The organism is Dapis hubbardiae BLCC-M172 (assembly GCF_050016015.1).
GTDB lineage: Bacteria > Cyanobacteriota > Cyanobacteriia > Cyanobacteriales > Microcoleaceae > Trichodesmium.
The window spans coordinates 1-13,564 of record NZ_JBNHEQ010000287.1 but is presented as its reverse complement, the minus strand read 5'-3'; the positions used below and the strand labels follow the sequence as shown (position 1 = coordinate 13,564).

General features: G+C 33.8%; 10 protein-coding genes. 5 read left to right on the top strand and 5 right to left on the bottom strand.

Annotated features, from left to right (window positions below):
• Window positions 1-480: 480 nt before the first annotated feature.
• The 5 genes from ACP6PK_RS26740 to ACP6PK_RS26720 form a co-directional block, all read right to left on the bottom strand.
• Window positions 481-1,152, bottom strand: coding sequence for a hypothetical protein (locus tag ACP6PK_RS26740; RefSeq protein ID WP_426564180.1), 672 nt, complete (start codon window positions 1,150-1,152; stop codon window positions 481-483).
• A 464-nt stretch (window positions 1,153-1,616) separates the two neighbouring features.
• Entirely contained in the window at window positions 1,617-4,520 is a 2,904-nt protein-coding gene (locus ACP6PK_RS26735; protein ID WP_426564178.1) for an AAA-like domain-containing protein, read from the bottom strand.
• A 1,343-nt stretch (window positions 4,521-5,863) separates the two neighbouring features.
• Window positions 5,864-7,423, bottom strand: coding sequence for a cation:proton antiporter (locus tag ACP6PK_RS26730; protein WP_426564176.1), 1,560 nt, complete (start codon window positions 7,421-7,423; stop codon window positions 5,864-5,866).
• A 469-nt stretch (window positions 7,424-7,892) separates the two neighbouring features.
• The gene (locus tag ACP6PK_RS26725; RefSeq protein WP_094678449.1) at window positions 7,893-8,018 is read right to left on the bottom strand and encodes a photosystem II protein Y; all 126 of its coding nucleotides are present in this window, start codon (window positions 8,016-8,018) and stop codon (window positions 7,893-7,895) included.
• Window positions 8,019-8,263: 245 nt separating this feature from the next.
• Window positions 8,264-8,791, bottom strand: a complete 528-nt coding sequence (locus tag ACP6PK_RS26720) for a gamma carbonic anhydrase family protein (RefSeq protein WP_094678447.1) — start codon at window positions 8,789-8,791, stop codon at window positions 8,264-8,266.
• Window positions 8,792-8,991: 200 nt separating this feature from the next.
• Between ACP6PK_RS26720 and ACP6PK_RS26715 the strand changes: the two genes are divergently transcribed.
• From ACP6PK_RS26715 to ACP6PK_RS26695, 5 genes are all read left to right on the top strand, one after another.
• Window positions 8,992-9,510, top strand: a complete 519-nt coding sequence (locus ACP6PK_RS26715) for a TIGR02652 family protein (protein WP_094678445.1) — start codon at window positions 8,992-8,994, stop codon at window positions 9,508-9,510.
• Window positions 9,511-9,712: 202 nt separating this feature from the next.
• Entirely contained in the window at window positions 9,713-10,147 is a 435-nt protein-coding gene (locus ACP6PK_RS26710) for a VOC family protein (protein ID WP_426564173.1), read from the top strand.
• A gap of 397 nt (window positions 10,148-10,544) precedes the next feature.
• Window positions 10,545-10,871, top strand: a complete 327-nt coding sequence (locus ACP6PK_RS26705) for a peptidase (RefSeq protein WP_094678441.1) — start codon at window positions 10,545-10,547, stop codon at window positions 10,869-10,871.
• A gap of 196 nt (window positions 10,872-11,067) precedes the next feature.
• Window positions 11,068-11,898, top strand: coding sequence for a type I methionyl aminopeptidase (gene map / locus ACP6PK_RS26700; RefSeq protein ID WP_426564171.1), 831 nt, complete (start codon window positions 11,068-11,070; stop codon window positions 11,896-11,898).
• A gap of 932 nt (window positions 11,899-12,830) precedes the next feature.
• The gene (locus ACP6PK_RS26695) at window positions 12,831-13,037 is read left to right on the top strand and encodes an acetyltransferase (RefSeq protein WP_426564169.1); all 207 of its coding nucleotides are present in this window, start codon (window positions 12,831-12,833) and stop codon (window positions 13,035-13,037) included.
• Window positions 13,038-13,564 lie beyond the last annotated feature (527 nt).

Here is a 13,564-nt window from a genome sequence, read left to right as displayed (position 1 = left end):
TCCCCTACTCCCTTACTATCTTAATTATAAGTGTTCAACCGGACATGGTATAACTAGGGCTTGCTGATTAAATATCAAAGCATTTTACAGATAAAGGTTTTAGCCTTTTTTGGTCTGGAAAAAGTACCTATTTTTCAGCTCTTTATGCACGGTTCCCGAAAAATCACAAAGTTAGCATTTTGGTCAAGAGAGTAGCCCAAAAATTACTCCCCCTACTCCCCTACTCCCCTACTCCTTAAAAAAGACTTTTGAGCGCAAACCCTAACTATGCCACTTCACTGCTTCATTGATCAATATAGGGGTTGAAAAGTTTTTGAGATTTGGTATAAGTTGGGTTTCGTTCCTCAACCCAACCTACAAAATTATAAATATTAGCTATAAGCATGAAAAAAAATGTAGGGATGTTCCATAAAACATTCCTACAAAGGTGTGAGAAAAGGTTGATTTACTTTCTGGAGATGTCTATTCACAATGAATGAATTAATATCTAGGAATAACTGAAGTTAGTAGCCAATATAGTTTATGCTTAAAAGTTTTTTTGTGTACATTTTTCTCTACAGTCGTCGGTTGTTTCATTACTTGTAATAATGAACTTAAAGCATAATCTTCAGATGAATTTACTCGTCTATCAAAAAGAGCAATATTCATGGCTAAAGGTAGAGCAATAGCAGCTACATCTGGTTCTAATTCTTCAACTAATAAATCAATAGATTGAGGTATTCTAATTGCAGAACGAATTCCTTGCAATATCTTTTCATCTAATCCTAATTGTTGTAAATTAGGATATATTTCTTCCCATTTAACTGCCCGATCTGGCTCCCCTGCTTGAATAACATAAGCTATCAACCTTTGCAGCTTTCCTTGTTGCTTGGTTGTCATGTTTTGGATCGGTTCGGTTGTTGTTAATTCTGGGGAATTATTTTGATTTTCTTCTTGTTTTACACCATCAACAATTTTTTGCCAATCTTGATTTTCACAAGATTCTGGTTTTTCCACTGTTAAGGAAATACTTATTTTTTTGTCTAGACTAGCATCCAGTTCGGTTACTTCTGCTTTTACTCCCAAAAAACCTAGCCATTTAGCAATTGTATGAATTAATGTGAGACGGGTTGAGTGACAGTTTGCTAATAACCGAACCTGGGTTCGAACCATGGGACGAACGATTTGTGTCAGCATTATGGTTAAGTTACTGTCTTAGCTATAAATTTACCTTTTTAGAGAATAGCTAATTTTTATAGAATGAATGGCAGTATTAGCTACAGATTTTTATTACCATTTCTCTATGAAGTTACAAGAGAAATGGTATAGTTTAATTTTAGTTGATAATTAATTCAACTATTGCGCAACAGTTTTTAGATTTTAGATTTAGATGAACTGGCAGAGTCAAAATTTTTAGTTGATAATTAATTCAACTGTTGCGCAACAGTTTTTAGATTTTAGATTTAGATGAACTGGTAGAGTGTAGAATAACGATAGTGCTACGCAATGCTACGGGAACGCCTAATACCATATCTAAAAAATTAAATATTTAGTCAAAAGTGAGGATTTTTTAGTTATAGGAAAAAATTAATAAAAGATGTCTAGCCTCCCATGGCAACCCTACACTTTGATAACTGTTAACTTTTCTCTGGCATTCTAGCAAAATGTTCTAATAATAGTCGATGAATAAAAATATAGCCACCTCCTACTTTTTGTAAAAAAATTAATTGTGTGGCGTAGTCAAGGAAACGAGAATAATTCCAAGGTATATAACCATTAAAATACAAAATCACTCGTAAAATAAAATGTTTTACACAAGCTTCTCCCCCTCCCACAGCTAATCCGAAAATAAACCCATACTGACACCAAGCGATGAGGTACCAGTCTAATAATTTAGCAGAGAAAATCATTAATATAGCTGCAATTAAACCAAATATCAAAGCATTTTTAGTTGACAATAAAATTCCTTGATTAGGAATAGTTAGTTCTTCTATTCCCGGACCTGTCATACCACGAACTATTCCTAGAGTTAGTCCTAAGCTTAATCCAGATATTGCTCCTCTCAGTAGAGGATGACTAATTTGATTAGGAATTTTTAAATTATAGTAGAAAATAACTGCAGATAATAGACCAGAAATTAGTCCGATAGTTATGCCAATAACTAATTGGTTGATAGTATATTTTCCTAACCATCTCAAAGTAGTGACTGTTTGAATCGTTTTAAATCCAAAAAAACGCCAAAAATATACAAAACAAAATGCTACAAGTAACGCCATTTTAGGCAAATTTAAAAATTGATAAAATAGGTTCCATAATACGAATAATATTATCGTCAAAAGAGTAATAATATAAGCAATAATATAAATTTTATTTTGTACCCAATAGGGCTGCATTCTTTCAATTAAAAATACCGTTTCTGACTCCTTAACCATTTGCTTTGCTAACCAACTTAGCCATCTTTTTACTTTCTCTTGAGAATAGGGAATATTAACAGAACTACGCTTAAACATTCGCTCAATATAAGCATTAAATAAATGTTCTCTTAGTTCAGTATTACTACGGCTAGGTAATTCTTCAATTGATATTCCTTGATAAGCTAAACTGATAATACTTAAAATCAAAGGATACCGGGAAAATTCTTGTAATTTAACATCAGATTCTAATGCTTTTCTGACTGCTGCTAATTCTGAACCTGCATTTTTTAAATACTCTTGAATTTGCTCTAAACTTAAGGGCTGTAAATAAATAGCTGCTTGAAATTTTAACTGACTTGAAAGAGCTTCATAATCACGAATCCGGCTACAAACTACGATTTCTGTTTGCCCGTATTCTTGACAAAATTCATTCAAAGCATCTACACAATATTCTCGTTTTTCTCTACTAACTTCATCCAAACCATCCAGCAATAAAAGTAACCTTTGTTCTTGTATCCAAGCTTTACCAATTTGTTGAGAAACTTGATATTTAGTATGTAATTCCCGAACTAACCAATCAGCGATCGCTTGTTTTTTTCCCTCCCAAGAAGACAAGTTAAAAACAACAGGTATTGGTTGAGTTATATCGGCTTGAGTTCTATTAATTAAGTCTCGCGCTAATTCTAATAAAGTTGTAGTTTTTCCCGAACCTGGTTCACCTAAAATTAATAAAGTTCTACCTGCACCTAACTCATCAAATTTATCAATAATTCGAGTACCGGGCGGTAATTCTTGTTGTGGATTTTCTAATTCTTCCCACACTAAACCCCAAGGACGATTTACTGCATTTTTTCGTTCTTCTAATCCTAGTTCAATTAATACTTTGCCGTGTAAGGAAGTTTCTAAAACTCCTTTTACCCAATAATTTTTTACTTTGTTCAACAATATCTGACAGTTCCGATATTCCTGCCGATTTATTGATAAATTTCCATCGGATTTGAGCAGAGAATTATCATCTTTTACTCTCTCCACTTCTGCAAAAATCTTATTAATCCAATTTCGACTAAAAATTGTTTCGTAGATTCGATTATAAACTTTTAATTTGCCTCGCTGCTGTACGATAGCTCCAGTTAATCTTAATTCTAATTGTTCTGAATTTTGATGAACTTTTACTCCTTTTGTCTGCAAAATTTTTTGATATAGCAATAATAATCTATGACTTCGCTCGCTTAATAAGAGGCGGTCGCGAATGGTTCGTAAATGTTGTGGTTCATCCTGACTTTCCCAATTATTGATGATTAGATTTTTTACTAAATCTTCTACCCATTCTTTTTCTTTATCAGTGGGTATAAAAGACTCAGCTCTTAGGGTAAGTTGACAAATTTTTTGAGTCAGAAAAGGTTGCCCCCCAGTCCAGTTTAATATTGCTTGTAATGTTGCTTGAGGATTAGTTGATTTTGTAGCTAATCCTGTTACTAAAGGTTGAGCTTCTCTGAAATTAAAACCAGTTAATTCAATTCCACGACCAATATTAAACGGACTCCGCAGTTTATCTTGAATTAAATCGGAGGGAGTTGCTACACCAAAAAAAGAAAAAGTTAGGCGCTTATATTCTTGATTTTGTGCTCTTTTATCGTAACAAGAACGAATGACTGTAAAAAAATCATCTACTTGAAATTTTAAACTGAGAATACTATCAATTTCGTCGATAAAAATTACAATTTTTTTTGGAATTAACTGAAGGATAATTGATTGAATAAACTTACTAAAACGTTGGGCATAAGATAAGTTATTATGTTCGTACCACCAAGTTGTTAAATCGAAGCTATTGTATAAATCTAAACTACTAACAATACTATCAATTACACTAGCGTACCATTGTTCAGGAGTAATATCTAAATTACCAATTGCACTTAAATCAATACCAGCACAAACAATTCCTTCTGTTTGTAAAATTTCCATAGTTTGTATTCTTAAACTAGACTTACCCATCTGTCTAGAATTAAGAACATAACAAAATTCTCCTGCTTTTAATCCACGATATAATTCTATATCTGCTTGACGTTTGATATAGGTGGGAGAGTCAACTGCTAAACATCCACCGACTTGATATTGATAATTTGTCATTTCAGTTATAGCGCTACGCGCTAGGGAATAGGGAATAAGGAATAGGGAATAGGAAATAGTAGAATGTTAAAGGGTTTCATAATTTAAGTAGGTGTGCAAAATTAATTACACATACTCTAGAGCTGAAAAGCCTGTATTGTAAAAATCACAGGGAAAAAAATTAGGTAATTAATTTTGCCTCGGTAGTTATAAATTATCAAAATTAGTCATAAATTATTTTTTACCTTTTAACTTTTAACTTGCGCGTAACCCTATATCTTCTTAATACCAATTTGAAAAAAGAATGCTGTACTTAGGTAAAATTTTAATTATTAAGTGATTAATATCATGTCCGGATAATTAGTGATAAAAAAAGTTTTTGTTTGTAGTATAGATATCAGCCCTTGATATATCTATCATAGGGCTAGAGCAATTCTACGAACTTTAATTATAACTATTCAGTCGGACATGATATAACACGGGTGAAATAATTTTTTTGTAATTATAGTCATTTCAAATAAGGATGAAACACTTTTTTGGCTGAAAGCCTTTCTAGGTAAAGAAATACTCATCCCAGTCTTATTCAGAATGACTATATTAGTAATTTATTGTTAATTATTTATATTTTTAGTTTTCTGTAGGGGTGGTTCACGAACCGCCCCTACTTATTACCATTGACATAAATAGGTGAGCATAAAAATGCAGCTAATACCAATTCCCAAAAGTAAGGCTATACTTGGATAAAACTTCAGTTATTAGGTAATTAAACTAAAGTAATTACTTTTTTGTTAGAAAAAAGCAAATCTAGCATTAATTATTCTTGTTTTACTTCTCTTGTACGGACGTTGCATAACAAAAATGCGTTTTATGTCGCGTAGCGTTAGCGGAGCTTTGCGTTAGCAAAACGTCCCTACTCCCCTACTTCAATCAAATGTAGAAAAGTTTTTGATCAATGGTATAACACAGGGCGGGTTTTTACGGTTAAATTGTTGAGATATTAAGACGTAAGCATTCAGCTATTAGCTGTCAGCCATCAGCAATAAGACTAGGATGAGTGTAGTTAAGATTAATTCTGGCTCAATAGAACTCTGGTCTTACAGCCGTTTTCCTGCACAGTAGACCACAGTAGGGGCGTTTGCGGAGCATGACCTTAGGAAATGGCATTACTCCTTACAGGGTTTTGGTTATGACGGTGTGGTTGATCAATCAGCAAAAGCGCTGTAAGGGCTGGGGTTTAAATAAAGCTTTTATGTAAAATGAAAAGCAATAGCTGATAGCTAACGGCTGACGGCTGAATGCTTACATTAAGACTTTTGGCTAAACCCGCCCCTACATTTTTTTTACGTTTAATTAGACTTAACTACTTACTTTTCCAACACTTCTGCTAAAAGTGGCGATACATTATTATTCAACTTACCTGCTCGAATAAACTCAGCATAAGTTTCCGCTTCAATATCTACCAACTCTTCCCGCAATAATTCCATATCCAACGTCACTAACTGAGAATGTTCCGCCTGCATCCCATCTATTTTTTCCTGCAACTTCTTTAGCTCCCGTTGCAAAACTTCTGCCTGATAACGATAATATTCTGGATCAATTTCCTGTCGCCTTACCAACTCAGACACATAATTCAGTACCCGGTTTAAAGCCACACGACGAGCGATCGCCTCCATATATTCCTGACGTAAAGGTTGATCGCCAATTAAACCTAATATTTCCAACATTGACTGAGTGGTTAAACCTTGAACCAACAATGTAAACAATACCACCCCAAATACAACCGCCGTAATTTCATCACGTCCTGGCAAAACCACAGGTACACTCAAAACCAAAGCAATAGAAACTGAACCTCGTAAACCACCCCACCAAAGCAAAGTCTGTTCTTTCAAATCAATATTTGAATTAGCTACCAAATTACTCAAAGCACTTAAACCATAAACAGAAATTGCTCGTGCAATAACCACCGCTCCAATAGCAACTAATATCAATACTATATTATCTGCCAAAATAGTATATTGAATTTGGTCTCCTATTAACAAAAACACTATGGAGTTAACAAAAAACGCCACAAACTCCCAAAATTCACTAACTATTAACCGAGTGCGTGGGTTCATCCCAATGCGGGAACCAAAGTTACCCAAAATTAAACCAACAGTGACAACCCCAATAACTCCCGAACCTCCAAATTTTTCCGTAATTATATAAGTTCCATAAGCAGAAACAAGAGTTAGTGACTGTTCGACTAAAGGTAGATCAAAACGTTGAGTCAGGTAAGAAATGCCAAAACCAACTAAACAACCGACTCCAATACCAATACCAACAAAACTAAAGAAACTTAATAGAGACTCTGAAATTGAAAACTTTTCAACTGTTCCTAATGGAATTCCTACTAACAATGTAAAAGCAACAACTGCCACCCCATCATTAAATAAACTCTCCCCTTCCATCAGAGTCCGTAACCGTTTACTTGCTCCTAATTCTTTTAATAAAGCAACAACAGAAATAGGATCTGTTGCTGATAAACTAGCTCCGACTAAAAAGGCGATCGCTAAAGGAATACCAGTGAAAAAATTCAAACCATAAGCAATACCAACCACCGAAATAATTACACCGAAAATAGCAAAAAATCCCACCGGAACTAAATCTCGTTTTAAGTCTCGCCAATTCAAATTCCAAGCAGCTTCAAATAATAGGGGAGGCAGGAAAATTTCCAGAATTAATTCAGGGGATAAACTGACTAATCTTACATCAACAAATGCCAGAACTAATCCCACAATTACTAATAATAATGTAAAAGGAATTCGGCGGAACCAACTAAAAACCCGCGAGAGAGTAGCGACACTTAAAGAAACAGAAAGAACTAAGAGAAATTGTTCTAAGTTTTGCTCAATAATTGTTTCAGTTACCGCAGCTTCTACTGTCATAAATATACTCCTAAATTAAAATAAAATTAACTAGGTTATTCTCCATTGCCTTTTAATATCAAGTCTGATTAATTAGCCATAATAAAAATGTGTTTCTCTCTCAACAGAGAATCTGGCAAAGTAACCATTTGCTGCGGAATGCTTTTCATGTCGGCGAGACATTGTTAACGGAGTTATGCGCCAGCAAAACGACCACTTTTTCTCCTTAAAAAGAGAGACTTTAAACCGAATTGATTAATTATCAATTATCAATTATCAATTATCAATTATCCATGGGTAAAAGCAATTGAGAAATTGAGAAAGAATTAAAAATTACTGCCAAAGTATGCTCCTTTAACCTTAGAAAGAATTATTCATTATTTGGTGAGAGCTGACAGCTAAAAACTGAATGCTTACTTAGCAATAAAATGCCGACTGTTTCTTCCAGTTAGATAACAGTCGGCACTTAAATAGAAAGGTAATACTTGTTTTAGGCTTCTTTGTTTAAGAACTTTTGCAGTTGTTGGAGAGCTACAACACCAATATTAAATACAGCCCAACCAGCAGCAGCAAGTATAGGTAATAGAACGATTAACAAGCGAAAGTCAAAATCCATTTATTCTCCTCCTAATAGATGTTATATATTTTCTTTATCTTCTAATTGTATCGTAATTTTAATTTTATGTTAAGCTTTCTCATATAACTTTTGACTTTTGAATTCCGACTTTTGACTTTACTTTCCCAAAAATTAAGGTATCAAGCCTTTCCATTCATGGAGAAAGAAGAAAAAAAATTCCTTTTAGCCAATCCTCTTCATTTATAAGAAGAGGTAATTATTAATTATTAATTGTTAATTATTAATTATTGAATAAACCCAATATCAGTTCCTTTGCCAGCATGAACCAAAGCTAACTTTTCATAACGTTCGGCGTGTTCAACTAAATCAGCAACCTCTTCTTCCGAAAGCTCCCTAACTTTTTTTGCAGGTACCCCCACCACCAGAGAGGAAGGCGCTACATCCTTAGTAACAATAGAGCCAGCTCCAATCATACTACCCGCCCCTACTCGTACACCATTCAAAATTACAGCCCCAATACCAATTAAACAACCTCTTTCTATATAAGCCGAGTGAATCACAGCTTGATGTCCAACCGTTACATAATCCTCTAAAACAGTTTCCAACCCAGGGTCTCCATGTAGCACTGCCCCATCCTGGACATTAGTATGGTCTCCAATAATAATTTTTTCCACATCCCCCCGGACTACAGTTCCATACCAAATACTAGCTCCTGTGCCTATTTCTACTATTCCCATAACTGTAGCGTTATCTGCCACAAAAGCAGCTTTCGATAAATCTGGAGGAGACCAAAAACAGGGCTGATTTGACATTACTTCGTTAATATTTATTGATGTTTGCCTAGAAGTAATTTTATCATCATCAATTCCCTACTTCATAATTTAAGTTATAGCAGTAGGCGCGAGTGGCTATTCGCCCCTACATTCTTAGTGTGACTATATATGAGAGGCGTGAGAATGTCTTAACTGCCTTGGTGACTGCTATAACTGATAACTGATAACTGATAACTGAAATGACCCAATTTTCTATTGACCCCACTCTCCATTATCCCATCTTTGGTCCAGAGATTCAGTGTCCTCACTGTCGTCAGACCATACCAGCTCTCACCCTAACAGATACTTATTTATGTCCTCGTCATGGGGCCTTTGAAGCTGACCCAAATACTGGTGAATTGTTTCATCTTCACTCTGGCCGTCACTGGCGTTTCTGGAAGGACGAGTGGTATAGACAACATACTCATCCCGATGGTATTAGGTTTGAAATCCATGAAGCTCTAGACCGACTTTATACTCAAGGGTATCGGGCAACTCGTGTAATTATTGCTCAAAGATATCGAGAGTTAATTAGTGCTTGTTTGGAACGTAGTAGCTCTTGGCGTAGTAATTCTGGCTCTTCAGGAAAACTTTATGGTTTACCTGTAGAATTTAGTCCTCACCCAAAGGATGAACCTTGCTGGGAAGTAATTAATTTTCAATTGGACAAAGAGGAAGGAGTACCTATTAGGTATCCCTATTTTCGATTGTTTGAGTAACTTTAATAATGGATAATTGATAATGGATAATTGATAATTAATCTCCAAAGGTTTAAAGCCTTTCCTCATAATTGATAATTAAAATCCTATCCAAGGAACTTGATACTAAAGTCAGAAATAATTATCTATTATTAGTTAATGAATTTTAAACCTTAAAGGTAGAGAATTAATCTTGAAAGTAAAGTTGAAAATATTAGAATAAATGCACCATGTTTCGATTCGGACTGCTAATATTCATCGAGCGATCGCTTTCTATGAAAAATTAGGTTTTATAGTTTGTGAACGTTTTACTACAGGCTATACTTTAGCCTGTTGGATGGAAGGATTAAATGGTAGAGTTGAACTAATTGAAATTCCTAAACCTAAGCCTGCTCCTGATGCTTTTGGGGATGAAAATTATGTTGGATATTATCATTTATCATTTGATTTGACTGAAAATGTTGCAGATTTACCTAGTTGGTTAAATTCTTTAAAACAACAATTTGATTCAGCAGTAATAGAGCAACCTGAAATGTTTCAACCATTAAAAATTTTGTTAGAACCTACTCAACAAATGATTGGAAATAATGTTTATGAAGTTGCGTTTATTGCAGATAGTGATGGTTTACCTCTAGAATTTATTAGGAAGTTAAATTAATAGGTATATGTTAACCGATAGCTAGAATAATATTCATTAATGGATAATGAATAATTACCTCTGATTAAAACTGAGATGATTGAATACAAGGAAATAGTATTTCTTTTTTTTCCTTGAAAGGGGAGGCGTTTAATACCATTTCTCAAAAATCTTGCTATATTTGATTGGGTGGAGGAGGGACGTTGCATAAGGGCGTCCGTACACAGAAGAATAATGAACATTAACTGGATAATAATTAGGGAATAATTTATTTTATTTGTGTTAATTACTTGATAACTGAAGTGTCACTCAAATATAGCCTTAATGCATGGGAATTGGTATAACCTGAATGATTTAATTATTAATTATTTGGTAAACTAATGCCTAATTAAAAATATAGATATTTAATTTAATAGAGATGATTAAACAAAAATTTCGTCAACTGCATAGAATAGTCGCGCCAATAGTTTTCTTACCATTATTTGTGACTGTAATTACAGGAGTAGCTTTCCGACTGAGTAGAAATTGGTTTGGGTTATCCAAAGAGCAAGCACATATTTTATTAGTAATTCACGAAGCTGGATATCTTGGCGACGAAATTAAACCTTTTTATGTGTTATTAAATGGTATCGGTTTAATCTGGATGTTAATAACAGGTATCGTTATGAGTGGTGTATTTAGTAAAAATAAACCTAAGCAAAATACAGACTCAAAAGCTAATATAACCGAGCCAGAACCAGAATAAATCATCAGTTATAGCAATTTCAAATACTGAATCATTTTTTTTTCATACCCTTTAAAAGGAAAGGAACTTGACCTTATTGCTTCGTCAATATATGATATTAAAAATCTACCAATTAATTTAATTAATTCAAAGTAGAAAATTTTCCTAAATACCTCAATTTTCAGACACCATAATATTTAACAACTTGTACCAAAAGATGAAAATTTTTAGTAATCTACTTACAGCTCCAGCAAAACCAAAACCACGCCCAGTCAAGAAAAAACAACGTCGTGGTATAGAAATTAAATCTGAACGAGAAATAGAAATAATGCGACAATCATGTAAAATTGTGGCAACGGTACTGAAAGAAATTTCTCAAATTGTTAAACCAGGAATGACTACTGCTGACCTAGATGCTTATGCTGAAAAACGCATTCGAGAAATGGGAGCAATACCAAGTTTTAAAGGTTATCATGGTTTTCCGGCTTCTATTTGTGCTTGTATAAATAACGAAGTTGTACATGGTATTCCTAATAAGAAAAAAGTTATTCGAGTCGGTGATGTTTTAAAAGTAGATACAGGTGCTTATTATCAAGAATTTCATGGTGACTCTTGTATTACTATTGGGGTAGTTGAAGTTGATCCAGAAGCTGCTAAATTAATTCGCGTTGCAGAGGAAGCAATGTATAAGGGTATTGAACAAGTAAAAGCTGGTGCTTATCTACTAGATATTGCAGGAGCTATTCAAGATCATATAGAAGCAAATAATTTTTGCGTGGTTGAAGAATTTACTGGTCATGGTGTGGGGAGAAATTTACATGAAGAACCTGCGGTATTTAATTTTCGGACTAAGAATTTGCCTAATGTTAAGCTCCGAGCGGGTATGACTTTAGCTATTGAACCTATTGTTAATGCTGGTTCGAGGTTTACCAAGATTTTGTCTGATAGGTGGACTGCTGTTACTATTGATAATTCTCTTTCTGCTCAGTTTGAGCATACAGTATTGGTTACAGATACTGGTTATGAAATCTTAACCGATCGCTCTTGAGTTAATTGATAATAGATAATTAATAATGGATAATGAAAACTCTATCTAATTATCAATTATTCATTGGTAAATGTGATAGTTTTTTTCTATCAGGACTTACCGAATAATTAAGGTTTAAAGCCTCTCATGATCAAGGATAAACAATGAATTTATTTTCCTTTTGTTCAATCCAATCCGTTTTAGGCAGAGGTAATTATCAATTATCAATTATCAATTATTTAAGCACGGACACTATCTGTAGGGGCAATTCATGTTTTGCTGGCGCAAAGCTTTCCTCACAGAATGCTCCGCAAACGCTTTTTCCTGACGGAATGCGGAGCATGACAAACGTAAATTGCCCCTACAAAAAACACAATTTACATATCTTTAATGCGTAAGTCCTGTCTATCTTAAACAGGACTTATCCACAGAGGTAATTATGAATTATTAATTGTTAATTATTAATTATTGAACAGCACCTAGAGGTAATGTAGAAGTCATATAAAATCCGGTTATACAGTAATTGCAAAACTACTTTTTCATTAAGACAAGTTTTCTATTGAATAGGAATTATATAATTTAATAGTTCAAATCCAATATTTCTCCTAACTCCTAACTCCTGACTCCTCCGCAATACGATAACTAATTACCCGGATTCTATATCACCTCTCCATCACATCTAAAAAGTCTCTGGAATTTCTTAAGATTGATTTAAGCTTTTCCAGAGATTATTTATGACACAATATTAATTAAATAGGGTAGTCTTTGATACAATTTTTTGTGGTGTGGATTCTACTTTTAATAAGATAAAACTTTTTTGAAAAAATGTAAAGATTGTGGAAAGGTCTACTCTTCAACTCTCATAAGATTACAATCCAATTCCAGCCAAAAATTAGGCATAGGGAGGTAAAAGTATGTTTTTAAAACATAAACAGACCGATGATTTAATCGAAGTGATCCGAATTGAAGATGTTTATGATCCCTGTTTAAGTGCAGTGATGGGTCAGTCTCATTCGGGTGAAGAAATGCAAGATCCAACAATTTATCCAAAAGCTGATTTAATGTTTCCTTCAGGGGAAAACTTACCCATTTGTTGGTTAGACCCGAATTATCGAATTAAGAAAACCGTATCAAAATGTAGTCGAATGTCTGTCTCCTAGTCTTTAAGTCTCAAAATTAAGGAGACTTGACCATTCTGGAACTTTAATTAATTTATCAGGACTTAGGCAAAGACCATATATATACTGTTCAAAACTCTAACGTTATCGTTTTTTGACTCTATATATAGTATCTCTAGGTAAGTCCTGATTCTTTTTTTCAACTCCTAGTCTTTAAGTCTCAAAATTAAGGAGACTTGAGCATTCTGGAACTTTAATTAATTTATCAGGACTGAGGCAAATACCATGTATATAATGTTCAAAACTATAACGTTATCGTTTTTTGACTCTATATATAGTATCTCTAGGTAAGTCCTGATTCTTTTTTTCAACTCCTAGTCTTTAAGTCTCAAAATTAAGGAGACTTGAGCATTCTGGAACTTTAATTAATTTATCAGGACTGAGGCAAATACCATGTATATAATGTTCAAAACTATAACGTTATCGTTTTTTGACTCTATATATAGTATCTCTAGGTAAGTCCTGATTCTTTTTTTCAACTCCTAGTCTTTAAGTCTCAAAATTAAGGA